This window comes from Tabrizicola sp. (genome assembly GCF_030694085.1).
In the GTDB taxonomy this organism is placed as follows: Bacteria; Pseudomonadota; Alphaproteobacteria; order Rhodobacterales; family Rhodobacteraceae; genus Tabrizicola.
This window is the reverse complement of record NZ_JAUXZE010000042.1, coordinates 90,770-117,309: the sequence shown is the minus strand read 5'-3', so window position 1 is coordinate 117,309 and position 26,540 is coordinate 90,770. Positions and strand designations below refer to the sequence as shown.

The 26,540-nt window shown below is 64.5% G+C and carries 24 protein-coding genes; 9 read left to right on the top strand and 15 right to left on the bottom strand.

What is annotated here, in order from left to right:
• Window positions 1-131: 131 nt before the first annotated feature.
• Complete coding sequence (locus tag Q8M85_RS11110) at window positions 132-2,057, top strand: ATP-binding protein (RefSeq protein ID WP_305544309.1); 1,926 nt, start codon at window positions 132-134, stop codon at window positions 2,055-2,057.
• Window positions 2,058-2,126: 69 nt separating this feature from the next.
• Here Q8M85_RS11110 and hemB read toward each other — a convergent pair whose 3' ends face one another.
• Window positions 2,127-3,125, bottom strand: coding sequence for a porphobilinogen synthase (gene hemB, locus Q8M85_RS11105; RefSeq protein ID WP_305544246.1), 999 nt, complete (start codon window positions 3,123-3,125; stop codon window positions 2,127-2,129).
• 120 nt (window positions 3,126-3,245) lie between these two features.
• On the opposite strand from hemB, the gene Q8M85_RS11100 reads away from it, so the two are divergent.
• Together Q8M85_RS11100 and mfd are read left to right on the top strand one after the other, a co-directional pair.
• On the top strand, window positions 3,246-3,770 hold the full coding sequence (locus tag Q8M85_RS11100) for a component of SufBCD complex (protein WP_305544244.1): 525 nt from the start codon (window positions 3,246-3,248) through the stop codon (window positions 3,768-3,770).
• Window positions 3,771-3,799: 29 nt separating this feature from the next.
• Window positions 3,800-7,246: a transcription-repair coupling factor gene (mfd, locus tag Q8M85_RS11095; RefSeq protein WP_305544242.1), complete on the top strand. Its 3,447-nt coding sequence runs from the start codon at window positions 3,800-3,802 to the stop codon at window positions 7,244-7,246.
• Here the strand turns inward: mfd and Q8M85_RS11090 are convergent.
• The 3 genes from Q8M85_RS11090 to Q8M85_RS11080 are packed head-to-tail and all read right to left on the bottom strand — an operon-like array spanning window position 7,243 to window position 10,582.
• On the bottom strand, window positions 7,243-8,445 hold the full coding sequence (locus Q8M85_RS11090; protein WP_371135233.1) for a multidrug effflux MFS transporter: 1,203 nt from the start codon (window positions 8,443-8,445) through the stop codon (window positions 7,243-7,245). The two genes, mfd and Q8M85_RS11090, sit on opposite strands and share 4 nt — an antisense overlap.
• Window positions 8,445-9,092 carry a DsbA family oxidoreductase gene (locus Q8M85_RS11085; protein ID WP_305544238.1) on the bottom strand — a complete coding sequence of 216 codons (648 nt, stop codon included), beginning with the start codon at window positions 9,090-9,092 and terminating at the stop codon, window positions 8,445-8,447. Before Q8M85_RS11085 ends, Q8M85_RS11090 begins: the two co-directional genes overlap by 1 nt.
• Complete coding sequence (locus Q8M85_RS11080; RefSeq protein ID WP_305544236.1) at window positions 9,089-10,582, bottom strand: class I adenylate-forming enzyme family protein; 1,494 nt, start codon at window positions 10,580-10,582, stop codon at window positions 9,089-9,091. Before Q8M85_RS11080 ends, Q8M85_RS11085 begins: the two co-directional genes overlap by 4 nt.
• A 65-nt stretch (window positions 10,583-10,647) precedes the next feature.
• Here Q8M85_RS11080 and Q8M85_RS11075 point away from each other — a divergent pair, with 65 nt between their 5' ends.
• A complete protein-coding gene (locus Q8M85_RS11075) occupies window positions 10,648-11,271 on the top strand; it encodes a helix-turn-helix domain-containing protein (RefSeq protein ID WP_305544234.1) in 624 nt (207 codons plus the stop codon).
• Window positions 11,272-11,398: 127 nt separating this feature from the next.
• On the opposite strand, the gene Q8M85_RS11070 is transcribed toward Q8M85_RS11075, so the two are convergent.
• The gene (locus Q8M85_RS11070; RefSeq protein WP_305544231.1) at window positions 11,399-11,512 is read right to left on the bottom strand and encodes an entericidin EcnA/B family protein; all 114 of its coding nucleotides are present in this window, start codon (window positions 11,510-11,512) and stop codon (window positions 11,399-11,401) included.
• Window positions 11,513-11,526: 14 nt separating this feature from the next.
• Window positions 11,527-13,347: an extracellular solute-binding protein gene (locus Q8M85_RS11065; RefSeq protein ID WP_305544229.1), complete on the bottom strand. Its 1,821-nt coding sequence runs from the start codon at window positions 13,345-13,347 to the stop codon at window positions 11,527-11,529.
• Window positions 13,348-13,606: 259 nt separating this feature from the next.
• On the opposite strand from Q8M85_RS11065, the gene Q8M85_RS11060 reads away from it, so the two are divergent.
• Together Q8M85_RS11060 and Q8M85_RS11055 are read left to right on the top strand one after the other, a co-directional pair.
• Entirely contained in the window at window positions 13,607-14,380 is a 774-nt protein-coding gene (locus tag Q8M85_RS11060) for a 3-hydroxybutyrate dehydrogenase (protein ID WP_305544306.1), read from the top strand.
• A 61-nt stretch (window positions 14,381-14,441) separates the two neighbouring features.
• Entirely contained in the window at window positions 14,442-15,455 is a 1,014-nt protein-coding gene (locus Q8M85_RS11055) for a patatin-like phospholipase family protein (protein WP_305544226.1), read from the top strand.
• On the opposite strand, the gene Q8M85_RS11050 is transcribed toward Q8M85_RS11055, so the two are convergent.
• The 6 genes from Q8M85_RS11050 to Q8M85_RS11025 all read right to left on the bottom strand — a co-directional run bounded on the left by Q8M85_RS11050 (window position 15,452) and on the right by Q8M85_RS11025 (window position 20,137).
• Window positions 15,452-16,135 (bottom strand): DUF502 domain-containing protein, encoded by a 684-nt coding sequence (locus tag Q8M85_RS11050; RefSeq protein WP_305544223.1) that lies wholly within the window; start codon window positions 16,133-16,135, stop codon window positions 15,452-15,454. The genes Q8M85_RS11055 and Q8M85_RS11050 overlap by 4 nt on opposite strands.
• Before the next feature lie 81 nt (window positions 16,136-16,216).
• The gene (locus tag Q8M85_RS11045) at window positions 16,217-17,131 is read right to left on the bottom strand and encodes a pseudouridine-5'-phosphate glycosidase (RefSeq protein ID WP_305544303.1); all 915 of its coding nucleotides are present in this window, start codon (window positions 17,129-17,131) and stop codon (window positions 16,217-16,219) included.
• Window positions 17,127-17,696, bottom strand: coding sequence for a DUF1349 domain-containing protein (locus Q8M85_RS11040; protein WP_305544220.1), 570 nt, complete (start codon window positions 17,694-17,696; stop codon window positions 17,127-17,129). The genes Q8M85_RS11045 and Q8M85_RS11040 overlap by 5 nt, the downstream gene beginning before the upstream one ends.
• Window positions 17,693-18,583: a PfkB family carbohydrate kinase gene (locus tag Q8M85_RS11035; protein WP_305544217.1), complete on the bottom strand. Its 891-nt coding sequence runs from the start codon at window positions 18,581-18,583 to the stop codon at window positions 17,693-17,695. Before Q8M85_RS11035 ends, Q8M85_RS11040 begins: the two co-directional genes overlap by 4 nt.
• Window positions 18,584-18,623: 40 nt before the next feature.
• The gene (locus tag Q8M85_RS11030; protein ID WP_305544215.1) at window positions 18,624-19,790 is read right to left on the bottom strand and encodes a mandelate racemase/muconate lactonizing enzyme family protein; all 1,167 of its coding nucleotides are present in this window, start codon (window positions 19,788-19,790) and stop codon (window positions 18,624-18,626) included.
• A gap of 92 nt (window positions 19,791-19,882) precedes the next feature.
• Window positions 19,883-20,137, bottom strand: a complete 255-nt coding sequence (locus Q8M85_RS11025) for a hypothetical protein (RefSeq protein ID WP_305544212.1) — start codon at window positions 20,135-20,137, stop codon at window positions 19,883-19,885.
• Between the two features lie 174 nt (window positions 20,138-20,311).
• Here Q8M85_RS11025 and Q8M85_RS11020 point away from each other — a divergent pair, with 174 nt between their 5' ends.
• The 3 genes from Q8M85_RS11020 to tsf all read left to right on the top strand — a co-directional run bounded on the left by Q8M85_RS11020 (window position 20,312) and on the right by tsf (window position 23,773).
• Window positions 20,312-21,859, top strand: coding sequence for a winged helix-turn-helix domain-containing protein (locus Q8M85_RS11020; RefSeq protein ID WP_305544210.1), 1,548 nt, complete (start codon window positions 20,312-20,314; stop codon window positions 21,857-21,859).
• A gap of 157 nt (window positions 21,860-22,016) precedes the next feature.
• Window positions 22,017-22,787, top strand: coding sequence for a 30S ribosomal protein S2 (gene rpsB / locus Q8M85_RS11015; protein WP_305544207.1), 771 nt, complete (start codon window positions 22,017-22,019; stop codon window positions 22,785-22,787).
• Between the two features lie 77 nt (window positions 22,788-22,864).
• Window positions 22,865-23,773, top strand: a complete 909-nt coding sequence (gene tsf / locus Q8M85_RS11010) for a translation elongation factor Ts (RefSeq protein WP_305544204.1) — start codon at window positions 22,865-22,867, stop codon at window positions 23,771-23,773.
• Window positions 23,774-24,073: 300 nt separating this feature from the next.
• On the opposite strand, the gene Q8M85_RS11005 is transcribed toward tsf, so the two are convergent.
• The 3 genes from Q8M85_RS11005 to rpe form a co-directional block, all read right to left on the bottom strand.
• Window positions 24,074-24,856 (bottom strand): LuxR family transcriptional regulator, encoded by a 783-nt coding sequence (locus tag Q8M85_RS11005; protein WP_305544202.1) that lies wholly within the window; start codon window positions 24,854-24,856, stop codon window positions 24,074-24,076.
• A gap of 175 nt (window positions 24,857-25,031) precedes the next feature.
• A complete protein-coding gene (gene gph, locus Q8M85_RS11000; protein WP_305544199.1) occupies window positions 25,032-25,700 on the bottom strand; it encodes a phosphoglycolate phosphatase in 669 nt (222 codons plus the stop codon).
• On the bottom strand, window positions 25,693-26,382 hold the full coding sequence (rpe, locus tag Q8M85_RS10995) for a ribulose-phosphate 3-epimerase (protein WP_305544196.1): 690 nt from the start codon (window positions 26,380-26,382) through the stop codon (window positions 25,693-25,695). The genes gph and rpe overlap by 8 nt, the downstream gene beginning before the upstream one ends.
• Window positions 26,383-26,540 lie beyond the last annotated feature (158 nt).

Genomic DNA, 26,540 nt, shown 5'->3' with positions numbered 1-26,540 from the left:
GGGCCAATTTGGCAGGTCGGGGGCAGGTTGAACGCGTCGGGCTTGGTGTTCTTCTGGCACTGGGGCTGCTTGGTCTGGGCCTGGTCCTGGCCTGGGCGCTGACTGCCCGCTCGGATGGGGTGGCGCGTCTGATGGCCGGTCTTGTGCTGGTCGCGATCGGCCTGGGGATCGCCTTCTGGCTGATGCTTGGCCGCCGTCCGAAGGAGGCGACGAACCTTGCTGCCTTCCGGTTGCTTGCGGCCGATCCGGCCCCCTGCTTCCTGACCGATCTCGCGGGACAGCTGATCTTGCGAAACGAGGCCGCGGAGGCGCGGTTCGGGGCGGAGGTGCGGGCCCTGCACCAGGCACTTGAGCGCCATGTGCTAAGCCCCGGCGAGTTGATGCTGCGCCTGCAGAAGGCGGCAGAGGCCACGGGCTCGGCCCAGGAGGACCTGATCAGCCACGGGGTGATCCTGCGACTGACAGTGCACCGGGCCAGCGAGGACCGCTTTTTCTGGCGCGCCGACGAGGTGGACCTGCCGCGCGAGGGTCAGGTCTACGACCGCAACGACCGGCCGGCGCCGATGGCCGTGGGCTCGGACCTGGAGGAGGTGCCGGTCGCGATCATGACCTTTGGCCCCGACGGGGTGATGCGGATCGCAAACCACGCCGCGCGCGAGCTGATCTGGAAGGGCGAGATCCGGGCGGCCATGTTCCATGACCTGTTCGAGGGGCTGGGGCGTCCGGTCTCGGAATGGCTGGCGGACGTGGTCGCGGGGCGGCATCCCGGCGGGTCCGAAGTGCTGCGGGTGCGCGGCGAGGAAGAGCGGTTCTTGCAGATCACGCTGCGCCGTTATGTCGATGGCGGGCGGCCGGGGGGGCTTGCGATCCTGAACGACGCGACCCGCCTGAAGACGATGGAGGCACAGTTCGCCCAAAGCCAGAAGATGCAGGCGATCGGGCAGCTTGCAGGAGGAATTGCGCATGACTTCAACAACCTGTTGACGGCGATCTCGGGTCACTGCGACCTGCTTCTGTTGCGGCATGGCCGCGAGGACAGCGACTTTGCCGATCTGGAGCAGATCCGGCAGAACGCGAACCGGGCGGCCTCTCTGGTGGGGCAGCTTCTGGCCTTTTCGCGCAAGCAGACGCTGAATCCCGAAGTGATCGACCTTGAGGATGTGCTGGCGGATCTTACGCATCTTCTGAACCGGCTGATGGTCGACAAGGTCGAGCTTTCGCTGGGGCACCTGGGGCGGGACGTCGGCAAGAGTCTGGGGATGATCCGGGCGGACAAGCGGCAGGTCGAGCAGGTGCTGATCAACCTGGTGGTCAATGCGCGCGACGCGATGCCGAACGGTGGCAGTATTCGGATCGAGACCGAACCCGTGACGCTGGCAGAGGATATGAAGCGCGACCGGGCAACAGTGCCCGCCGGAGACTACACCGTGATCCGGGTTGCCGACCACGGAACAGGCATCCCCGAACACCAGTTGCGGCAGATTTTCGAGCCCTTCTTCACGACCAAGCGCGTGGGCGAGGGGACGGGTCTGGGCCTGTCGATGGCCTACGGCATCATCAAGCAGTCCGGTGGCTACATCTTTGTCGATTCGGTGGTGGGCGAAGGGACGACCTTCTCGCTTTTCTTCCCGGTCTACGAGGGCGACGAGCTGGCCCCGGTGGCCGAAGTGCGGCGGGTGGCCGCAAAGCAGGGGGACGGGGTGATCCTTCTGGTCGAGGACGAGGCCTCGGTCCGCGCCTTCGCCAGCCGGGCGCTTTCCTTGCGCGGCTACACGGTGCTGGAGGCAGCGAATGCCGAAGAGGCGCTGGCCAAGCTTGACGACAAGTCGCTGCATGTCGATCTTTTCGTCACCGACGTGGTGATGCCCGGAATGGATGGTCCCGCCTGGGTCCGGCGCGCACATCTGGACCGACCGGGGGTGAAGGTCGTGTTCATGTCTGGCTACGCCGAGGATGGACTGGCCGAAGACCAGGCGCGGGTGCCGAACTCGGTCTTCCTGCCGAAGCCGTTCTCGCTGAACGACCTGACGAATACGGTGCAGGGGTTGTTGAGCTGAACGCGGCGGCTGCGACCGGGACCAAGTTTCTTGCTTAAGGAATTTGGGCCCCGGCGGAACCGTCGTGAGCTATCCCCGCAGCAGCCGTGCCACGGCGGGCGCATAGTAGGTCAGGATCCCGTCGCAGCCTGCGCGCTTGAAGGCCATCAGGCTTTCGACCATCGCCTTCTCGCCGTCGATCCAGCCGTTCTGCGCCGCCGCCTGGATCATCGCGTATTCCCCCGAGACCTGGTAGGCGAAGGTGGGGGCTCCGAAGGTCTCTTTCACGCGGTGGCAGATGTCGAGATAGGGCATGCCGGGCTTCACCATCACCATGTCCGCGCCCTCGGCCAGGTCGCGGGCGACCAGCCGGATCGCCTCGTCACTGTTGGCAGGGTTCATCTGGTAGGTCTTCTTGTCGCCCTTCAGCGCACCCGAGGCCCCAACCGCATCGCGGAACGGCCCATAGAACGCGCTGGCATACTTGGCGGCATAGGACAGGATCGCCACGTCCTTGTGACCTGCGGATTCCAGCGCCGACCGCATCGCACCGATCCGGCCGTCCATCATGTCGGACGGCCCCAGGATATCGGCCCCCGCATCGGCCTGGGCCAGCGCCATCTTGACCAGCGCCACGACCGTCTCGTCGTTGAGGATGATGCCGTCGACCACCAGCCCGTCATGGCCATGCGCGTTGTAGGGGTCCAAAGCCACGTCAGTCATCACCGCGATGTCCGGCACTTGCGCCTTGATTGCCCGGATCGCGCGGTTGGTCAGGTTCTCGGGGTTCCAGGCCTCTTCGCAGGTGGCAGTCTTCAGGGACGGGTCGGTGTAAGGGAAAAGACAGATCGCGGGGATGCCAAGCGCCGCCGCCTCGGCCGCCGCCTCGACCACCAGGTCAAGCGACCGACGTTCCACCCCCGGCATCGAGACGACGGGCTGACGCTGGTTCACTCCGTCGCACAAGAAGACCGGCCAGATCAGGTCGCCCGTCGTCAGCGTGGTCTCCTGGACCAGGTTGCGCAAGGCGGCCGTGCGGCGGAGGCGACGGAACCGGGTGACAGGGTGTGCCCCCTGTGTGAGTTGCATGGCTGGCTCCTTTCCGTCCCGATCAAGGGGCTTGCGGCTTTTGCTTCTGCCTGACATGGAAAGACAGCCGCCTCAAGATATCTATGCGTGGCACGATGATACACGAAGGAGACCGGACGGTTGGATGTCCTGGATACGGCGCTTGAAGTCATCGACCTGAGGTCGTTCTCCAACCTCTGGTACTGGATCGCGCTGGCGGCGATGTGGTCCTCGGTCAGTCATTGGGTGCTAGGGGTGCCGCATGACATGATCCAGCGCGCCCGCCGCGAAGGGGGGCAGGCGCAGGCGGATGTCGAGGACCTGGTGCGGATCAACATCAACCGGCTCTTGAATGTTGTCGACAGTGGCGCATTGCTGATCGTGGCCCTTTCGGCCTTCTGGGTGACGGCGCTTCTGCTTCTGGGTTTCTGGTATGACATCGAGTTTGCCCAGGCCCTTCTTCTTCTGTTTGCGCCGATCCTCCTGGTGGTCTGGGCCTCGGTTCGTGCCAGCCGGCGGATCGTCGCCGAGGCCGCTACGGGCGAGGCACTTTTCCGCAGGCTAACCATTCATCGCAGGGTGGTGCAGGTGATCGGCATGCTGGCAATCACCGTCACCGCCTTCTATGGCACCTGGCAGAACCTCAGCGTGTCGATACTCAACTGACCGGACCTGACCGGGGATCTTCGGGACCCATGACAGCCGAACGCATCTTGATGGGCGGAGCGCCCGAGGGCTTCGATGCCCGGATTGTTGTCCGCGAGCTGGGCCGCGGCCAGCCGGTCGTGCATGTTGCACGCGACGACAAGCGTGCCGAGGCGATGCGTGCGGCCCTTTTGGTCATGGCGCCCGAGGTCGTGGTGCTGGACTTTCCGGCCTGGGATTGTCTGCCCTTTGACCGGGTCAGCCCCAATCCCGAGATCTGCGCGCGGCGAATGGCGACCTTGGCGGCGCTTGCTGATGGGCTTTCCGGTCCATTTGTCCTTTTGACCACGCTGAATGCGGCAACCCAGAAGGTGCCGACGCGGCAGGTGGTGAAGGCCGCGTCGTTTCGGGCTTCGGTGGGCGAGCGCGTGGATGAGGCCCGGCTCAAGGGTTTCCTGGCGCGGATGGGGTTCACGCCGGTCTCGACCGTCGCCGAGCCGGGGGACTATGCGTTGCGCGGCGGGATCGTCGATATCTTCCCGCCGGGGCGCGGGGGTCCGATCCGGCTGGATTTCTTTGGCGACGTGCTGGACGGCGCACGGCGCTTTGACCCCGAAACTCAGCGGACGACGGAAAAGCTTAAAAGAGTAGAATTTTCAGCGGTTTCCGAGGTGATCCTGGACGAAGCTGCGATAGCCAGGTTCCGTCAGAACTACCGGATCAGTTTTGGCGCCGCCGGGACGGACGATCCCTTGTATGAAGCGGTCAGCGCCGGTCGCAAGCATCAGGGAATGGAGCATTGGCTGCCATTCTTCCACGAACGGCTGGAGACACTGTTCGATTACCTGCCGGGAGCCTCGGTGCTGCTGGACGATCAGGTCACTGCGGCGCGGCTGTCGCGGTGGGAAGGGATTGCGGACAGCTACGAGTCGCGCCACGAGGCGATGGGGGTCAAGGGGCGCATCGACACGGTCTACAAGCCGGTACCAGCCGAGGACCTGTACCTGGACGATGCCGGGTGGGAGGCAGCGGTAGCCTCTGCCCGTGTCATGCAGTTGTCGCCCTTGGCCCAAAGCCCCGGTCCGGGGGTACTGGATGCAGGCGCGCGGGCAGGGCGAAATTTCGCACCCGAACGGCAGCAAGAAAAGATCAATCTTTTCCAGGCTTTGGCCGACCATGTTCAGGCGTTGTCGAAGTCGGGCCAAGTGGTTATCGCGTCCTGGTCCGACGGCGCGCGTGAGCGGTTGAAGGGGCTTCTGGTCGACAATGGCGTGACCGGAGCCAGGGAGATCGCCGATTTCCGCGAGGTGCCGGAGGGCAAGGGCGGGCTTTTCCTGGTGGTCTGGCCGCTGGAGGCCGGGTTCGTGGCGCCAGGACTGGCGGTCATTTCCGAGCAGGACGTGCTGGGCGAAAGGCTGGTGGGCAAGCCGCGTCGAAAGCGCAAGGCCGACAACTTCCTGCGCGAAGTCGATACGCTAAGTCCCGGCGACCTGGTGGTGCATGTCGAGCATGGCGTGGGACGCTATCTGGGGATCGAGACGATCACGGCACTTGGCGCTCCGCATGCCTGCGTCATGCTGGAATATGCCGAGAACTCCAAACTTTATCTTCCGGTCGAGAATATCGAACTGCTGTCTCGGTACGGGCATGAAGAAGGCTTGCTGGACCGGCTGGGCGGCGGCGCCTGGCAGGCGAAGAAGGCCAAGCTGAAGGAGCGGATCAAGGAGATTGCCGACCGGCTGATGCGGGTTGCGGCCGAGCGGGCGCTGCGCCACGCACCGATCCTGGAAGCGCCACATTCGATCTGGGAGGCCTTTGCGGCGCGGTTTCCATATCAGGAGACCGACGACCAGCTGTCGGCCATTGCCGACGTGGTGGCGGACCTTGAGAAGGGCAGCCCGATGGACCGGCTGGTGGTCGGCGACGTGGGTTTTGGCAAGACCGAGGTCGCGATGCGGGCAGCGTTCGTCGCGGCGCTGTCAGGGATGCAGGTCGCAGTGATCTGCCCGACGACCCTTCTGGCGCGGCAGCACTATCGCAGCTTTGCCGAGCGGTTCCGGGGATTCCCCATCTCGGTCAGACCCTTGTCGCGCTTTGTTGCGGCGAAAGAAGCCAATGCCACGCGAGCGGCGATGGCCGACGGGTCGGTGGACATTGTCGTCGGCACCCATGCGCTGCTGGCGAAGGGGATCACCTTCAAGAAGCTGGGGCTGCTGGTCATCGACGAAGAGCAGCACTTTGGCGTGACGCACAAGGAGCGGCTGAAAGAAATGCGGTCGGAGGTGCACGTGCTGACCCTGACCGCAACGCCGATCCCGCGGACGTTGCAGCTGTCGCTGACCGGGGTGCGCGATCTGTCAATCATCGCGACGCCCCCCGTGGACCGGCTGGCGATCCGCACTTACGTTTCCGAATTCGATACAATCACCATCCGCGAGGCGATCTTGCGGGAAAGGTTCCGGGGCGGGCAGACCTTCTACGTCGTGCCGCGCATCGCCGATCTTCCCGAGATCGAGGACTTCCTGAAAACCCATGTTCCCGAGGCTTCCTACGTCATTGCGCATGGGCAACTGGCGGCCGGCGATCTGGATGACCGGATGAACCAGTTCTACGACGGCAAGTATGACGTGCTGGTGGCGACATCTATTGTTGAAAGTGGTCTGGATATTCCTACAGCGAACACGATGATTGTTCACCGAGCGGATATGTTCGGCCTGAGCCAGCTGTATCAGATCCGGGGTCGGGTGGGCCGTTCGAAGACACGGGCCTATTGTTATTTGACGACGAAGCCGCGCGCTCCGCTGACGCCACAGGCGACGAAGCGGTTGCGGTTGCTGGGAAGCCTGGACAGCCTTGGCGCGGGGTTCAACCTGGCAAGCCACGACCTTGACCTGCGCGGGGCGGGGAACCTTCTGGGCGAGGAGCAGTCGGGACACATCCGCGAGGTGGGATACGAGTTGTACCAGCACATGCTGGAGGAAACGATCGCCAAGATCAAATCTGGTGAGTTGCAGGGGTTGTCTGCCATCGATGACGACTGGTCGCCGCAACTGAACCTGGGTGTGCCGGTGATGATCCCCGAGAGCTACATTCCAGACCTGGACATCCGGCTGGGCCTGTACCGGCGCCTGTCTTCGCTGACGACCAAGGTCGAGCTGGAGGGTTTTGCGGCCGAGCTCATCGATCGCTTCGGGCCGCTGCCGAAGGACGTGAACACGCTGATGCTGATCGTGCGGATCAAGGCGATGTGCAAGCGGGCGGGGATTTCCAAGCTGGACGCCGGGCCGAAAGGGGCGACAGTTCAGTTCCGGGGCGACAAGTTCGCCAATCCCGCAGGGCTGGTCGATTTCCTGAAGGCGCAAGGACCGGCGGCGCGGGTGAATGGCAACAAGATTGTCCTGACCGGCGAGATGAAGACCGAAGCCGACCGGATCAAGGGCGCCTTCAACATCGCGCGCGACCTGGCCGAGGTGGTGAAGGCGGGCCGGAAGGGCTAGGCACGCGGCTCGCCCAGGGTTTTGAGCGACAGGACCAGGCTGAGAGCGATGAGCCCCGTGGCTCCGATCAGAAGCGGTGTCGACGTGCCGTTGAAGGCAAGACCTACCGGGATCGCCAGCATCACCGAGCCAACGGTTGCGATCGACGAGATGACCGAGGCGGCAAGGCCGGCGATGTGGCCGACAGGCTCCATCGCCAGCGCGTTCAGGTTGCCCATCGTCAGGCCCGTCATCGAGAAAATCCCGATGCACCAGGCCATTTGCATGGCGAAGCTCAGGTTGCCCTGCAGAAGACCCGTTCCAAGGGAGGCGAGCGCAATCAGCGACAGCACGAGGACCGTGGCATAGCTGCGCTGGACGACACGGCGCATGCCGATGGTCATCACGATCCGACTGTTCAGCAGGCTGCCCCCCATCGAGGCGACGGCGATGACAGCGAACCAGAGCGGGAAGCTTTCGGCCCGGTCGAACTGGCGTTCGAAGATGCCTTGCAGGCTAGAAAGCGTGGCGAAGAGCGCCGCCAGGGTCAGGGTTTGCAGGAGGGTGGACACGACGATGATGCGGTGCGTGAACAGCTCTTTGGTGCCGCGCCAGAGGTCGCCGATGTGCAGCGGGCGGCGCTTGGCAAGGGGCAGGGTCTCGGGTTGGCGAAGGCCGAGCCAGAGCATGCAGAGGCCGGAAAAGAGGATGTATGCCAGGAAGATCGAATGCCAGCCGCCCAGAGCGATGATCCCCTGTCCCATCAGGGGTGCAAGCGCGGGGACGATGGTGAAGATCATCATGGCGAAGGACATGATCCTGGCCATCTCGCGGCCCGCGTAAAGGTCGCGGACCATCGCGATGGCGACCGTGCGCGGGGCGGCGGCGGCGAGGCCCTGAAGAAGGCGGGCGGCAAGCAGGACTTCCAGGCTGGGGGCGAAGAAGCAGGCCAGCGCGGCGAGGGCGTACAGGCCGGAGCCGACCAGGATCACGCGTTTGCGCCCGAAGGCGTCCGAGAGCGGGCCGGTGAAGAGGGTCCCGATGCCCATGCCAAGGACGAAGCTGGTCACGACCAGTTGCGCCGCGTTGGGCGCATCGGGAGAAAGGGTGGCGGCAATTTCCGGCAGCGCGGGCAGCATCGCGTCGATCGAGATCGCGATGGTGGCGAAAAGCATGGCGACAAGCGCCACGAACTCGGTCTGCGAGGGGCGGGACTGGATCACTCGGCCCGACCTGCCAGCTCGGCGATCACTTTCTCCCAGGTCTCGGGCGGTTGCGCGCCGCTGACCACATACTGTTGGGCGATGAGGAAGGTCGGAACGGCGTTCACCCCCTTCTGGCGGGCGTCCCCATCGCGGGCGGCGATGTCTTCGGCATCGGCGTCCGATTGCAGAAGGCGCAGTGTCGCGGCGCGGTCCATGCCGTTTTCCCCGGCAATGTCGGCAAGAGTTTCAAGGTCACCGATGTCGCGGCCTTCGGTCCAGTAGGCGCGCATCAGGGCGCTGACAACGGCGGGCTGCACGCTCTCGATCCCGGCCCAATGGATCAGGCGGTGGGCGTTCAGCGTGTTGGGCATCCGCTGCGGCTTGTCTGGGTCCATGTCGACGCCCGCCCCGCGCGCGACCTCACGCAGGCGTTCGTGGATCGCATCGACGCGGGCCTTGCCGCCGAATTTGCCTTCAAGATAGGCGCGCTTTGCGACGCCTTCGGCGGGCATGTCAGGGTTCAGCTGAAACGGGTGCCACTGGATCGCGAAAGGGTGGTCGGGGTGCGCCGCAAGCGCGCGGTCGAGGTTGGCCTTGCCGACATAACACCAGGGGCAGACCGGGTCCGAGAAGATGTCCAGGCGGATCGGGGCGGGGATCATTCGGGTCTCCTGTAGCGGGCGGCCAGCGCCTTGCGGATCAGCTTGCCGGTGCCGGTGCGGGGCAGGGCGTCAAGGCGCTGGTAGTGCCTTGGCTGCTTCCAGCGGGCAAGGGTCTTTTCGGCGCATTGGCGCAGGGTCGAGATGTCGATTTCGCAGGGGGCTTCGTAGAACAGCGCAACGATCGCGGTGCCTGGGGTCGGCTCTACCTGGGTCGCGGCGCAGGCGGTGAGGGGCAGGTCGTGGAAGGCGGCCTCGATCTCGGCGGGCGAGACGCGGAAGCCGCCGGCGTTTAGGAGGTCGTCCTTGCGGCCAAGGTGGGTGACGGCCCCATCCCCGGACATGGTGGCGGCATCGCCGGTGCGGAACCATCGGCCTTGCGGCGGCGGGTGGCCGAGGTAGGTCCGCATGAGTCCGGGGTCGGACGTGGAAACGGCGAGCTCGCCTGCGGCCCCACGCGCGACCGGGTTGCCATCGTCGTCCAGGATCGCGACATGGCGGCCGGGTTGGACGTAACCAGCGGCGCCTTCGGGCGCGGGGCGGATGGGGGAGCCGGAGAGGTAGGTGGAGATTTCCGACATGCCCAGGGCTTCGTGCAGGTCGGTCCGGGTGGCGGCAAGCCACTGGGCGCGCAGGGCATCGGGCAGGGTTTCTCCGGCGGACAGGCCGTGCCGGAGGTGGGGCAGCGCCGGAAAGTCGGCGCGAAGGAGCTGGCGGTAGATGCCCGGAGCGGCGGCGAAGACGGTGGCTTTGGCGCGCGCCATCAAGGCGAGCAGCCCCGTGACGGGAGTCCCGGCGGCTGGGATCAGAGCGGTCGCTCCGACCGTCCAGGGGTCGAGAAGGCCGGTCCCAAGGGTGTAGGTCCAGTTGAGCGCTCCGGCGTGGAGGAGGCGGTCGTGGGGCGTCAGGCCCTCCCAGTGCTGGTGCATGGTCTGGCGGGCGAGGATGGCGCGGTGGGCGTGGGAGACGGCCATTGGGTTGCCAGAGGTGCCGGAGGTGAAGATGATGTAAGCCTCGCGGTCAGGGTCGCCGAGGTGGATCGGTGCGGTTGGGAGTGTGGCCCAATGATCCAGGTCGGGAGTGAGGAGTGGAGCAGGGTGGTCGGGAAGCGTGATGCCCGGTTCGGCCGCGACACGCCTGGGGGATGTAAGGGCGGCGAGCTTGGTGATCTCGGGCCGGGTCAGGGCGGCCGAGGTGGGGATCGGGACGAGGCCGGCCCAGATCGCGCCCAGGAACAGGATCGGAAAGGCGAGCGTGTTGCCAAGGCGCAGGAGGATGCGGTCGCCGGGTTCAAGGCCCTGGGCGCAGAGGGCGGTGGCGCAGCCCTGGGTCAGGCGGAGAAGGTCGGCGTAGGCAAGGGTTTCATCCCGGTCCCGGTGCAGGATGGTGAGGGCGGGCTTTTTACGGTCGGCAGCGTTGGTCAGGACGTGTCCGGCAAGGTTGAAGTCCTGGGGCACGGTCGGAAACGGGCGGGTGTCGATCTCGGACAGCATGCGACAGGGGTAGGCAGGCCGCGCGGCAGTTGCAAGCTTGGGAAGGCTCGACTATCCGGGGAAGTATGGCACTGACCGATCCGAACAGCATGATCCGCGTGGCACGCGAGGCGGGCGGGGAGGCGCATGTCGAGCCGCTGAACCTGGGGGAACGCGTGCGCGAGTTGCGCCGATCCTTGGGCTGGACGCTGGAGGAGGCGGCCAACCGGGCGGGACTGGCGCGGTCCACTCTGTCGAAGATCGAGAACGGGCAGATGAGCCCGACCTATGACGCGCTGAAAAAGCTGGCCGGGGGGCTGTCGATCAGCGTGCCGCAGCTTTTCACGCCGCCGTCGAGGCAGCAGGTCATGGGCCGGATGGCGGTGACAAAGGCCGGAGACGGGCAGTCACAGGCCACGGTGACCTATGAGCACGAGTTGCTGGCGGCGCATCTGACAAAGAAGCAGATGCTGCCCTACCGCGCGGTGATCCGGGCGCGGGACCTGGAGGAGTTTGACGGCTGGGTGCGCCACGACGGCGAGGAATTCCTGTACGTCCTGACCGGAGTGATCCGGCTTTACACGGAATTCTACGAGCCGGTCGAACTGCGCAGGGGCGATAGCGCGTATTACGACGCGGCGATGGGGCACAACGTCATCAGCCTGTCCGAAGAGGATGCGACTCTGCTATGGGTCACGTCCCTGGTGTGAAACCGGACGGACAACACCCGGACCGGCAGGAACCGGACTGGCACGGCAGCCGCCCGGCGGGAATTGGCAAGCCGGGCAGTCCCGGCTTTGCCTCATGCCGGCACGCGCCGCGAAACCGGCCCCACCGTCAGAAGGTGTTCTGCACCGTGCGGGCGGTGCCCGAGATGTCCTCACCCACGCCAGCAATGGTATTGCAGCCTGCCAGGGAGGCCAGGACGGCCAGAAGTGCCAGTTTCTTCATGCTCATTGCCTCTTTCACTTTGCCTCGTACCACCAGGTGTCGGGCAGGAAACCCGTCCAGTCACCGTAAAGCGGTATCTTCTCGGGATACTTCAGGTCGGAGGAGTATGCCAAGCGGGAAAGGTCGGAATACCAGATCGGGATCACGAAGCGGCCCGAAGTCAGGACGCGGTCCAGTGCCTTGGTCGCGGCGGTGAATTCCTGGGAATTCGGGGCCTTGAGCATGGCGGCGATCATCGCCTCGACAGCCGGAGAGTTGACGCCCATCCAGTTGCGGGTGCCGGGTTCGGTGACACCGGGGGCACCCCAGTACAGAAGCTGTTCGTTGCCGGGCGAAAGGGACAGCGACCGGATGTAGTGGGTCATCTCGAAGTCGTAGTTGGTGGTCCGGTCCTTGTATTGCGCGTCGTCGATCTTGGTCAGGCGGGCCTGGATGCCAAGCGCCTTCAGCGCCTCGATATAGACTTCGGCGGCCGAACCCATCTCATCCTGGCCGGTGACGAGCAGGATTTCGAAGGCGAAAGCTTCGCCCTTGGCGTTCTTCAGGATGCCGTCATCGCCCACGGTCCAGCCCGCTTCCTCCAGGAGATTCGCGGCGGCGCGGATGTTCTTGCGGTTGGTCTGGTCGCCTTCGGAGACCGGAAGCGCGTAGCCCTCGATCGCGCCGGGCGGCAGTTCGGCGGCGAAGGGCTGCAGGAGGTCCAGCTCGCGCCCATCGGCGGGTTTGCCGGGGTCCATCGCAAGGAAGGAGTTGCCGAAGTAGGACGGGATGCGGGGCAGGGCGCCTGCGTTCAGGGTCTTGTTGATGAATTCGAAGTTGAAGGCCAGGATCAGCGCCTCGCGGACGCGCCAGTCGGCGAAGATGGGCTTTCGGGTGTTCATCACGAAGCCTTCGATCCCCGAGGGGCGGCCATGCGGGATTTCCGCCTTGATCACGTCACCGGACTGGACGGCGGGGAAGTTGTAGGAGGACTGCCACTTGGCCACGTTCGCCTCGCGGTAGGCCGAGACCTGGCCCGCCTTGAACGCCTCGAAGATCGCCTGGGGGTTGGCGTAGTAGTCGTAGCGGATCTGGTCAAAGTTCCACTGGCCACGGTTGAAGGGCAGGTCCTTGCCCCACCAGTCGGGGTTGCGCTTGTAGGTGACCTGGACGCCGAGTTCCGAGCTGTCCAGCACGTAAGGCCCCGAACCGATGGGGACCTCCATCGTGGCTTCGGCAAAGTCCTTCCCCTCCCACTGCGCCTTCTTCAGGATCGGACGCAGGCCCAGGATCAGCGGCAGTTCGCGGTCTTCGACATTGAAGGTGAAGCGGATCGACCGCTCGCCGGTCTTTTCCATCGAGGCTATCTTCTTCCAGGCGGCGGCGTAGCGCGGGTTGCCCTGCGTGCCAAGGGCTTCCATCGACCACATGACGTCCTCGACCGTGACGGGCGAGCCGTCAGAGAATCGGGCCTCTGGTCTGAGGGTGAATTCGACGTAGGTGCGACCCTCGTCGGTGTCTATCGATTCGGCCAAGAGCCCGTAAAGCGAGAAGGCTTCGTCATAATTCCGGCCCATCAGCGTCTCGACCGTCAGGGTCGAAATGCCGATCGCGGGGCGGCCCTTGGTGACATAGGGGTTGAAGCTGTCGAAGCTGCCCGCCTCGCCCCAGCGATAGGTTCCGCCCTTGGGTGCGTCGGGGTTCACTTGCGGCAGAGACACAAAATCCGGGGGGAGAGCAGGGTCGCCATACATAGCTATGCCGTGCATCGGTTCCGCCTGAGCGCCTGCGGCAAAAAGCGCCACCGCGACCGTCAGCCCGAACCTGCGCAAACCGGCCCTCGTTTCCCGTCCCATCCCGTGATGCTCCCCATATCCAGCGGTTGTGTGGCCGCAGACTAGGACGGAGATTGAATCAATTCAAACTTTTAGCTTGGCCATCGGCGGAGAGGGGACTATAAAGACTGTACTGCTCGATAGGTTTCTTGCCTGTATGAAACCTGCCTCAAAGACTTAACGCCGGCTTCGTGCCGGCGTTTTTTTATGCCCTTCGTCTGGAATCTGGAACCAAAGGGGTCGTATGATCCTTTTGCAGGTGCAGCATTTGGAGGACGGCATGGGCTTGGGTGGCAAACGGGCGATCATCACCGGGTCGAATTCGGGAATCGGGCTGGGGGTGGCCGAGGCGCTGGCGGCCGCCGGGGCCGAGGTGGTTCTGAACAGCTTCACCGACCGTGCCGAGGATCACGAGCTGGCGGCCGAGCTGGGCGCGCGGCACGGCGTGGCGGCGCGATATATCGCAGCGGACATGTCCAAGGGCGCAGAGTGCCGGGCGCTGGTGGAAAAGGCGGGCGGCTGCGACATCCTGGTGAATAATGCGGGCATCCAGTTTGTCAGCCCGATCGAAGAGTTTCCGGTCGATAAATGGGATGCGATCCTGGCGATCAACCTGACGTCGGCCTTCCACACCATCGCGGCGGCTTTGCCGGGGATGCGGGCGAAAGGCTGGGGGCGGGTCGTGAACGTCGCCTCGGCGCACGGACTGACGGCCTCACCCTTCAAGTCGGCCTATATCGCGGCCAAGCATGGTGTTGTCGGCCTGTCGAAGACCGTGGCCCTGGAGATGGCGGGGCAGGGCATCACCTGCAACGCGATCTGCCCGGGCTATGTGCTGACGCCGCTGGTCGAGGCACAGATCCCCGAGCAGATGAAGGTGCACGGGATGGACCGGGAAACCGTGATCCGCGAGGTCATGCTGCTGCGCCAGCCCTCGCGCCAGTTCGCAACGGTCGAGCAGATCGGCGGGACGGCGGTCTATCTGTGTTCGTCGGCGGCGGATCAGGTGACGGGGACCACGATCAGCGTTGACGGCGGCTGGACGGCGCTGTGAGGGGTCAGAATCCTTCGAAGGATTTTGCAAATCTTTTCGAAAAGATTTGCGGAGCCCGGCCATGAGGCGGGTCAGCCTGGCCCTGCAGGGTGGCGGCGCGCATGGGGCCTTTACCTGGGGTGTCCTCGACCGGCTTCTGGAGGAAGAAGGCCTTGAGATCGCCGGGATCTCCGGCACCTCGGCGGGGGCCTTGAACGGGGCCGCGTTGAAGGCGGGACTGATCGCCGGGGGGCGCGGGGCGGCGAAACAGCGGCTGGACCGGCTTTGGAGCCAGGTTGCCGAGATCGGCGATTTCCGCATGGTGCCGTGGATGGCGGCTTTCCTGCCCGCGATGCGGTTCTGGCAGACGGCCGGCGCGGCGCTTTTGCCGTTCTCGCCGCAGGCAGTCGCGGCGCAATTCTACTCTCCCTACGTCTTCGGAAAACGATGGACCAACCCGCTGGAGCCGGTGGTCAGGGATCTGGACTTTGCCGATGTCTGCGCCAACGCCGGACCCCGGCTTTTCGTCAGCGCGACCAATGTGCGGACCGGCAAGATCAAGGTCTTCGGCGCCAGGGACATAACGCCCGAGGCAATCCTGGCCTCGGCCTGCCTGCCCACGGTGTTCCAGACGGTCGAGATTGCGGGCGAGGCCTATTGGGACGGAGGCTATTCCGGTAACCCGGCGCTGTTCCCGCTGTACGAACCGGACTTGCCCGATGACATCCTGGTCGTGTCGCTCAATCCGATGCGGACCGAGAAGATCCCGGACACTCCGCTGGAAATCCAGAACCGGATTAACGAGATCAGCTTCAACGCCAGCCTTCTGGGCGAGCTTCGGGCCGTGAATTTCGTACGCCGCCTGATCGCCGAAGGACGGATGGAGCGGGGGCAAATGAAGGCGGTGAACCTCCACATGATCGCGGACGACAGGCTGATGAACGACCTCTCTGCGGAGTCGAAGCTGTCGCCTACGCCGCTGCTGCTGGACCGCCTGAAGTCTGCCGGACGGGCGGCGGGCGAGCGGTTCCTGCAGGATGCCGGCGCGAAGATCGGGCAAGAGCCCAGTGCCGACCTGAAGGGCCTGTTGGGCTAGATCACCGGCTCTTTCGGCACGGGATAGACAAGGCCGCCCGACACGATCAGCTTGGCCGCATCGTCCACACCCATGTCCATCACGATCAGGTCCTGGGTCGGCACGAACAGAAGCATCCCGCTGGTGAAGGGTGTCAGGCCCACGAAGACCGCCGACATGTCCGGGCCGATGGCGGCAAGGCGTTCGGCCAACTCGCCCTTGGGCCGGGTCGACATGAACCCCAGCGCCCAGGACCCGGCGCGGGGAAATTCCACCAGCACCACCTTGTCGAAGCTTTTGTCCTTCTTGTTGAAGAAGGTTTCGGCCACCTGCTTGATGCCGGAATAGACCGACCGGACGACCGGCATCCGTTCGACCAAGTTCTCGCCCGAGCGGATGACGGATCGGCCGATCAGGCCCTTGGCCAGCCAGCCGACGATGATGGTGACGATCAGGAAGACGAGGACCCCGACCCCGCGGACGGGGAATTCGTATGCCGGGCCGAACCAGCGACCAATCAGGGCGTCGGGCTGGTAGGTGGCAGGAATCAGCGGCAGAATCCAGGCATCGATCCAGCCGATCACCGCCCAGACGAAATAGATCGTCAGCCCGATGGGCAGCACGACGACAAGCCCCGTCAGGAAACTTGCGCGCAGGCCGGCAAGAAAGCCGCGACGGTGGTGCGGATGCGGTTCAGTCACGTCACATTGTCCCCTTCGGCCCCCTATCTAGGGGGTCGGACCGTTGCTGTGCAATGGCACCTGCAGGCAAACACGGGAATTTCAGGCTGCCCCGGCCAGTTCTCGGGCAATCGCGGCGCCAAGCCTGGCATTGTTCAGCACCAGCGCAATGTTCGAGGTAAGTGATCGACCCTGTGTCAGCTCGAAGATGCGTTGCAAAAGGAATGGGGTCACGGCCTTGGCGGCAATGCCTTTGGCTTCAGCCTCGGCCAGGGCAATCTCGATCTGCGGAGTGATCTCGGCGCGGGGAATCTCGGCCTCTGGCGGGATCGGGTTGGCAACAAGCTGGCCGCCAGGCAGACTTAGCCGGGCGCGCATGAGGTGGGCGGCGGCGATAGCGGCGGGGGTGTCCATCCGAAGCGGCGCTTTCAGGCCCGACGCACGCGACCAGAAGGCAGGGAAATCGTCCTGGCCGTAGGCGATGACCGGGACGCCCAGGGTTTCCAGGTACTCCAGCGTCTTTGGCAGGTCCAGGATCGCCTTGGCCCCGGCGGCGACGACGGTGACCGGAGTTTCGGCCAATTCGCGCAGGTCGGCGGAGATGTCGAAGCTGGTTTCGGCGCCGCGATGGACCCCGCCGATCCCGCCTGTGGCGAAGACCTGAATACCGGCAAGCCGCGCGCAGATCATCGTGGCGGCAACGGTGGTGGCCCCAATGCTCCCGGACGCAAGACAGGCCGCAAGGTCGGCGCGGGAGAGCTTGGCGACGTCCTGCGCCTGGCCAAGGTCGTCAAGTTGCGCCTGGGTCAGGCCGATGTGGATGCGGCGGTCCATGATCGCGATGGTGGCAGGGACGGCCCCTTGAGCGCGGATTTCGGCCTCCACCCGGCGAGCCGTTTCCACATTCTGCGGGAATGGCATCCCATGTGTGATGATCGTGCTTTCCAGCGCAACAATCGCCGCGCCGTTCGCGCGGGCTTCGGCAACTTCGGGCGAAAGGGTCAGGGGCAGGTCAATCATGAAGCGTCCGATCTATGGCAGGGCCGCAGGTGTATTGGTGGAAGTCGGCGGTGAAGCCTGCGCGCTCGGGCGAACAGGCCATGACGCCGATCTGCGCCGGTCCAGGGTCGAGGTAGCCCAAGCGCGTCATCAGCCAACTGCCGTCCGGGCGCCGGACCTGGACGCGGACCGCGTCGTCGTGGCGCGTCAGGCGCAGCCGCAGGCGGTCGGCGGGGAAGGGCAGGGCGACGATGGACCAGTCCGAGCGGTCGTTTGTGATGACGGTGGAAAAGAACGGCTGACCATCTGTGTATTCGATCCCGGCCTTGACCCAGCGCGTCTCGTCGATCCGCAGCATCAGCCCGGCCTGATCGTACAGCGCCTCATAGCGGGCGGCGATGGTGACCTCGGCGGTGAAGTCGCCCGAAACAGGGTGGTGCAGGAAATGGCCCGTGTCGCGGATGAAGCCGTAATGGGTCTTGCGCCAGAAATCGGTGCGCTCGCCGGTGGAGAGGGTCAGCGTGCCGTCCTTCATGTCCGACGCGGGCGGAGGGTTCAGCCAGGTCATGTCGGCAAAGGTCATGCGCCGATGTCCCCCGAGACATAGGTCGCGGCGGCGCGCAGGGCCTCGTCCAGCGCCTCTTGCCGGGGAACGCCGCGGCGCTCGGCGACCAGGTGGGCTGCCATGAAGGTGTCGCCCGCGCCCGTGACGCGGGTCACCAGAACCTTGGGCGGCTGGCCCATGATCACGCCCTCGCCGCGGCGGCCTTCGGCGGCAAGTTCGCCGCCGTTGGTGACCAGAACCCGGCCCGCGCCACGGGCCAGAAGCGCCTGCGCCGCCTCGGGGGCGGTGGCGGCCTCGCTGCGGGCCAGGATGTTCGCCTCTTCGAGGTTGACGTACAGCGTGGCCGATGGGTGGGTAAGAAGGGGTAGCAGGCGCCCCGCCTTGCCGGGTGAGGCCGGTGCTACGCGCAGGTCGGCAGCTGCGAAAAGGGGCGAGGCGGCGATTTCGGCCAGCAGGCCCTCGGTCAGGTTGCCATCCAGCGCGATGGGGCCGGACCAGGGGGCCTTTGATGTGCCCAGGCGGCCGTCGGCGAGGGGGCGCAGGATCTTGTCGCCTGCGGCCTCAAGCGAATGGGCGTCGGCAACTGCGGCGATCAGGCCGTTCGCGCCTTCGATGGCCATGTAGCGGTCGGTCGGCAGGTCGTCGGAGCGGTAGATCGTGCCCGTCACCAGACCCAGCCGGTCACAGGCGGCGACCAGTTCGTCGCCCTCGGCATCGCGACCAATGGCGGTCAGCAGGGCAGGCGTCATCCCGAATCGGCGCAGCGTCATCGCGATGTTCATCGCCACCCCGCCGGGCAGTCGGGTGATCCGCCCCGGCACGTCCGAGCCAAGGCGCATCGAGGTGGGCGAGCGGCCGATGATGTCCCACAGGACCGAACCGATGCAAAGAATGTCTGGCGTCATGGCTGCGTTCTGCCTTGTTCCACCAGGCGGGGTCAACCACTCAGCGTTTGCGGAACTGGCCGCCATAGCCGCCGTTGCGGCCATCGGGGAAGGGGCCTTCGTCCAGATAGCGTTGGTGGCAGCGGGCCAGCGCCGCGCGGTCTAACGTGACGCCCAGACCCGGACCCTGGGGCAAGGCGACGAAACCGCCGTCGTGACGGTGCGGACCACCTTCGATCACGTCGTCAGCGTACCAGTGGAACAGGGTCTGGCTGGGATCACGGACATGATCCAGTGCGGCGGTCAGGTGCAGGTAGGCAGCCGAGGCGATGCCAGTCTCACCCGAATGGAAGCGGAACCCGACGCCGAGAAGTTCGCAAGCGCGGATGAAGGCAACAGTGCGGGTGATGCCGCCGTGTTCGTTGATGTTGGTGACAATAGCCTCGGGGCAGCCAAGGGCATGAGCTTTGGCCAAGTCGATGCTATGGGCCGAGAACGGGATGTCGGAAAAGCGGCGCAGCTGGGCCATCTCTTCGTAGGTCTCGCAGGGTTCTTCGAACCAGGCGATGTCGTAGGGGGCGACCCGGCGCAAGGCGTCGCGGGCCGTCGGCACGGTCCAGACGCCGTTCGCATCCAGTTGCAGTGGGCGGTCCCCAATTGCCGCGCGGACTTCGGCGACCATGCGGACTTCCTCGGTCAGGTCCACGGTGCCCATCTTGCCCTCGAACCGGGTCGACCCGTGGCGTTCGATCATCGCGGCGCAGTAGCGGGCAACCTCGGTGGGCGACGATTCGCCCGCATCGATGCCGGGCCAACGGTAGCTGAAGTATTCAGTCAGTTCGATCCGGTCACGCCGTGCGTCGCCCAGAAGCGCGGCAAGTGGCATGCCGTCGGTCTTGCCTCGGGCGTCCCACATCGCCATCTCGATCCCACCAAAGGCGCGGCGGGTGGCCAGCACATTGCCCCAAGGCGTGTACCTCATTCCCGGGACAACCTTGGCTTCGGCTGTGCCAACCTCACGTACATCATGCCCGATTAGCCTTGCGCCCATTGCCACCACATCGGCCGTCCGGTCACCATCGGCACATTCCCCAAGGCCGATCACGCCATCTTCGGTCTCAAGCTCGATCACTGTCTTGGTCAGCGAGGCTATGGCTCCGTAGGAAAACCGGTAGGGTGCCCGGAAGGGGATGTTGACCGCCGTCGCGCGGACCTGTCGGATGAACATGGCGTACCTCCCCTTGCACCGCTGGTGCCATGCAGCGACGGGGGAGTCTTGCCTGCCTGCGACAGGGCCGGTGCGTTTCGCAGGGGCGCGTGTCAGCGGTCGTGTCGGCCAAAGCCCGACTGCATGAAGAAGGGCAGGGCAGGGTCGTATGTGGCGACGCCGGTCAGATCCTCGGGAGCAAGACCCGTGTCGCCGACTGTGTCCGGTTGAATCGCGGCCAAACGGGACTGCCGTTCCATCGCCGCCTCGGTGTGGGCGACGCGGCGGCGCAGGTGCGTCACCAGGACTTGGAAGAAGGAATGAGCGGCTGCGTGGTCGCGCAGGTTGATTTCGGCAAGGCGGGTCATGGCAAGCTCCTGGTTCGCGATGCGACAAGACTGCCAGAACGACCGGTTCGCGCTTGAGGGCCGCGTGGGGAAAGCTTGGGGAATGTCCGGGGAAATTGTGAAGATTGCCGAAGCCGTTTGATTTGGATCCCCGGCCATGCAACCGTGCCTCACAGGAAAGCCGAGCATTGCTGCATGCATCACGTCTTTGGCCCTTACACGCTTTTTCCGGACCGGGCAGAGCTTGTCGGGCCAGACGGTATCGTGCCGATGGAGCCAAAGGCCTTTGCCGTCCTGCGCCTGCTGGTCGAAAACCACGACAGAGTTGTGTCACGCCATGAAATGATCGAAGCGCTCTGGGGCGGGCGCTTTGTGTCGGATGGTGCCGTTTCGACCGCGCTGAAATTCGCCCGCAGGGCTGTAGGGGATGACGGCGACCGGCAGGTGATGATCCGCACCATTCATGGGATCGGGCACCACTTTGTCGCCCCTGTCGTAAGGCGGGTGGATGCGACAACTGCAGTGCAGGTGATGGAGCCGGCACCCGAGCAGTCCGACCACCGGCCGACGATTGCCGTTCTGCCCTTTGCTCAGGACCCCGGCAACGCGCTGCGGCTGGGCGAGGGGCTGGCGGACGAGATCATTGGATCGCTGGCCCGACTGCGCTGGCTGCGCGTGATCGCGAGAGAATCCACCTTTCGGTTCCGACAGGACGAAGTTGATCTTGCCGGTTTGCGCCGCGTTCTGGGCGCGGGCTATGTGCTGTCCGGGCGGGTGGAACTGGTGGCAGGTCGGCTGGCGGTCACAGTCACGCTGATTGAAACCGGGGCAGGGTCGGTGGTCTGGTCTGACCGTTTCAGCCCGTCACTGGACGACCTCCACCACGCCCGGATCGAGATAACCTCTGCCGTGATCGGAGCATTGGACCTGCAGATTTCTCAGGCGGAGGCGGCAACAGCGCGCACGAAGTCGACCGAAAAGCTGGATGCCTGGGGGGCCTATCATCTGGGGATGAGCCATCTCTTGCGCTTCAACGTGCATGACAACACCATCGCCGAGGGCCTTTTCGAACGCGCCACCAGATTGGACCCGAACTTCGCCACCGCCTTCGCCGGGCGGGCCTTTGCCGTGCAGCAAGAGGCAGCGCAAGCGTTCACGACCGACACAGCGCCCGTTATCGCCGAGATGCGACGGCTGGCCGAACGCGCAGTTGAACTGGACCCGTTCGATCCCTTCGCAAACATGGTCATGGGCCGCGTCAACCAGATTGCGGGTCAAGCGGATGACGGGCTTTTCTGGTATGATCGCGCGGTCGAGGTCAGCCCGAATTTCGTCAAGGGCCACTATGCCCGCGGCATGATCGACATGCTGGCCGGTCGTACGGAACAGGCCCACGCGGGGTTGGACCTGTCCTTGCACCTAAGCCCGATGGACCCTCTTCTGGGTCTGACCTTTACCTTCAAGGCACTGTCCTACTTCTTGGATGGCAAACTGGATCTTGCCCTGGATTTCAGCCGCAAGGCCGTGCGCAGCAATCAGGTGCACTACCTGATCCTGACAACCGCAGCGATGATCAATCAGGTGGCGGGCGACACGATCGAAGCGACACGCTGGGCCACCCATCTGCGCCGCTTGCGACCTGACGCCACTGCGCGACCGTATTTTCTGTCGATGAAATTTGCGAATACCGACACCAGCGACCTTGTCCGAAGGGCGCTGCGTGATCTGGGAATCCCGGACTGACCGCCTCTTGCATATCCGGGCACGACCGGCTAAAGGGGCGCCACTTCACAGGTGTGGCTGGGTCCGATGCGGGGAGAAATCCCGTGCGGTCCACCGGTTGCCCCCAGTCGGGGGTGAAGACGGCCGCACCGAGGATCAAACCGGAAAAGGATAAGGCATGGCTCTTCCCGAGTTCACCATGCGTCAGCTCTTGGAAGCTGGCGTTCACTACGGCCACCAGACCGCTCGCTGGAACCCCAAGATGGGCGAGTACATCTACGGTGACCGCAACGGCATCCACATTCTCGACCTCACCCAGACCGTCCCGCTCTTGGACCAGGCGCTGAAGGTCGTGCGCGACACCGTCGCCAAGGGCGGCCGCATCCTGTTCGTCGGCACCAAGCGTCAGGCCCAGAAGCCGATCGCCGACGCCGCCGAAAAGTGCGCGCAGTTCTACATGAACCACCGCTGGCTCGGCGGCACGCTGACCAACTGGAAGACCGTTTCCCAGTCAATCCAGCGTCTGAAGCAGCTGGACGAAGTGCTGGGCGCAGGCGGCGAAGGCCTGACCAAGAAGGAACGCCTTGGCATGGAACGCGACCAGGCCAAGTTGCAGGCCTCGCTGGGCGGCATCCGTGAAATGGGCGGCACCCCCGACCTGATCTTCATCATCGACGTTGGCAAGGAAGACCTCGCCATCCTGGAAGCGCAGAAGCTGGGCATCCCGGTCGTCGGCATCGTTGACACCAACTGCTCGCCCAAGGGCGTGACCCACGTGATCCCGGGCAACGACGACGCGGCCCGTGCGATTCAGCTGTACTGCGACCTGATCAGCCGCGCGGCTCTGGACGGCATGTCGGCCCAGATGGGTGCGGCGGGCGTCGACCTTGGCGCGCTGGAAGCGGCTCCTGAAGAAGAAGCTGTCGCCGAAGCTGCCGTCGAAGCCTGATCGGGCCTTCGCGTCACAACACTGTCACCCGGCGGGCCTAAGCCCCGCCGGGATCAGCATTTCCAAGGAGTGAACCCATGACGATCACCGCCCAGATGGTGAAGGAACTGCGCGAATCGACCGGCGCAGGCATGATGGATGCCAAGAAAGCCCTGACCGAGGTCAATGGCGACATGGAAGCCGCAGTTGACTGGCTGCGCACCAAGGGCCTGGCCAAGGCCGCCAAGAAGGCCGACCGCGTCGCGGCGGAGGGCCTGATCGGCGTCGCCGTCAGCAATGGTCGTGGCGTCGCGATCGAGATCAACTCGGAAACCGACTTCGTCGCCAAGAACGCTGACTTCCAGGCGCTGGTTCGCGACGTGGCGAACATCGCCCTGACCACCGGCGACGACATCGAGGTCGTGAAAGCCGCGCATCTGAACGGCAAGACCGTCGAGACTGTGGTGCAGGAAGCAATCTCGCGTATCGGCGAGAACATGACCTTCCGCCGCATGCACGTGCTGGAGGGAGACACTGTCGTCTCCTACGTCCACAACGCGGCGACCGCAGGCATGGGCAAGATCGGCGTCCTGGTGGCCCTGAAGGGCGACAAGTCAAAGGCCGAAGAGATCGGCAAGCAGTTCGCAATGCACATCGCCGCGACGAACCCGCTGTCGCTGTCCGAAGCCACTCTGGACCCGTCCGTGGTCGAGCGTGAGCTTGCCGTGCAGACCGCCAAGGCGCTGGAAGAGAACGCCTCGTCCGCCAAGCCGAAGCCGGAAGCCGTGATCCACAACAACATCATCCCGGGCCGGATGAAGAAGTTCCTGGCGGAAAACACGTTGTTGGGACAGGCCTTCGTGATCAACCCGGACCTGACCGTGGAAACTGCGGCCAAGGAAGCCGGTGTCGAGATCACCGGCTATGCCCGCGTCGCCGTGGGCGAAGGCATCGAGAAGAAGACGGAAGACTTTGCCGCCGAAGTCGCCAAGGCGCTGCAGGGCTGAATTTTCCAGTAATGGGGCAGGGGGCCGGGGCAGCGATGCGCCGACCCTTTTGCTTTCGCGTAACGCGGAAATGGAAACGGCGCGGTTCCGGGGAGAACCGCGCCGCAAGTCACGCTCTGACCCCTGGGGATGAGGGTGCGGCAGAGCAGGACATCAAGTCGGCCGACTGAATACGCGGCCCTGGATCAGGTCTATGATGCAGTGCCAGCAAAGGTCCGCTGGTCCGCGAGACCGTGGGTTGCCCTTAGGTCACCCTGACCTTGTGCCATGCGAACTCGCCCGAAACGAGTGCGGAATACCCTACCTCGCGGCCTGGGCGACCTCGGGTACGCGCTGAAAGATCATGTTCAGCAGCGCCCCTTTGGCGACGGCCTGGGCCGTGGTCTCGACCGCAAGTGCCTCGCGCGCAAGCCGCAGGTGCTTTTCGACCATCGCAGGCGAGACGCCCATCAATAGCGCCACATCCTGCGTGGTCTTGCCATCGGCCACCCACTCCAGCGCCTCGCGCTGGCGGGGGGAAAGCGCCCGATGGCGGCTGAGCTGCGGCAAATGAACGATCGTCAGGTGCATCATGTTTGCGACCGCCAGGATCTCTTCCTTGCGGGCCGCAAAGATCTCGTCCACCCGGGCGGGGGTCAGGCCCGGATCGGCAATCAACCCAAGCGCGCCCTTCGAGCGGGAAGAGACTTCGGGGAAGCTGACCGACATCCCGGCCACGATCCCCATCGCCGCGTTCTGCCGGACGGCTTCTGCTTCCTCGGCCGCCAGGCGCCCAGCCTCGAAAGCCTCCTTCACCCAGGACCATGTGCAGGCACCCGAATTGTGCTCGGCCCAGCGGAAAACCGGCGTCTTGGCGTAAAAGCCGCCCTGAAAGTAGCGCTTGACGTAATCAGCGTCGCAGGTCGTGAGGAACAGAGCGTCCTCGGGGTCACCGATGGTCTTCAGGTGCTTGAACCGGGTAAAGCCGTAATTCGCGCGGCGGAAGCCCAGGCTTGCGTAGTACCCGGTGGCGCGGTCCCAGGCCTCGTCGATTGATGAGGCGGCGGCGAGACGGTTCAGCAGTGTAAGAATGGAGTCACTCATCGTTTGTCTTCCCTGTTGCCCTGAACTGCCGCGTCAAACGACCCTGACCCGACGACATTCCGAACTTGGACGTGACATAAGGCCGGTTTCCTTGGCTTGTCTACGACTTAGGCATCGGAACCGTCCGCAAACCGGCCAGATGACGGAAGTTGTCACCGATTTGGGTCAAATCGCGCTAGAGACGAGCCGAAACATGAGCGACGAGGCGGGGAAGGGCGGCGTGATCGTCGAAAATCAGTCTCGCTCCCAGCGATTCTGCCGGTGCTTTGCGGTATCCACCCGCGAACAGCCCAAAAGGAATACCCGCACGCTGCGCGGTCTCGGCATCCACTTCACTGTCGCCGACAAAAAGCGCCTTGCCTGGCCCAAGCCCGGTCAGCGCAGCAAGTAGCGGGGCCGGGTCGGGCTTGCGCTGGGGCAGGGTGTCTCCGCCGATCACGACGGGGAAGAACCGGCCCAGGTCGAAGTGCCGGAGAACTGCCAAAGTCGGCCCCTGGGGCTTGTTGGTGCAAATCGCCATCCGGTGTCCGGCGTCAACCAGTGCAGACAAGGTCGTATATACGTCTGGATAAAGGGATGTTAGATCAAAGGCTTGTTCGTAGATATTGATGAAGCTCTCGACCAGTTCGCCCTCAAGCGCGGCGGTCGCCTCGATACCTTGGTGGGCGATCAACCGACCGACCAGCACACCCACACCGTTCCCGATGAACCCGCGAACGGTTTCCTGTGAAAAGGGCGGCAAACCCTTGCTCCCAAAGACAATATTCGCTGCGGCATGAATCTGTGGCGCGCTGTCGATCAGCGTGCCGTCAAGGTCGAAGACCAGATTCACGGTGTCAGCCAACAACTGCCTCGGCCGCGGCCCGGATTGCCCTGATGTTTGACCCATAGGGTGCCGGATTGTCGACCGAACCACCCTTGAAAACCGCCGAGCCCGCAACCAGCACATCGGCACCGACGGCACTGACCAGAGGAGCCGTCACAACCGTGATCCCGCCATCGATCTCGATGTGGATCGGGCGATCACCTATCATCTGTCGCAGACGCGCAATCTTCGCAACCTGGCTTTCAATGAAGCTCTGACCACCGAACCCGGGGTTCACCGTCATCACACAAACGAGATCGACCATATCCAACAGCTCGGCCACAGCCTCGACCGGGGTTCCGGGGTTCAACGCGACACCAGTCTTTTTCCCAAGCGCACGAATGGCTTGCAACGTGCGGTGAATGTGCGGCCCAGCCTCGACATGCGCTGTTATCACGTCGGCGCCGGCCTGGGCATAGGCGTCAAGATAGACGTCCACGGGCGAGATCATCAGGTGGACATCCATCACGCCCTTGATATGCGGCCGGATTGCAGCGCACATCGCCGGGCCGAAGGTCAGGTTCGGCACAAAATGGCCGTCCATCACATCGACATGCACCCAATCCGCACCTTGTGCTTCGATCGCGCGACATTCCGCGCCAAAGTTGGCGAAGTCAGCCGCAAGGATAGACGGGGCGATCTTGATCGAACGGTCGAACATCTGCAGGCTCCACGGGGCTCGAAGGCCTCATATCCCGGTGTACTCCGGCTTTCCAGCGCCCATTACATTACATAATACTGATTATGCGATATATGGATTTCGCCGTTCACCCCCCCCAAACGGAAACGGCCCGGTCGATCGACCGGGCCGCACCGACG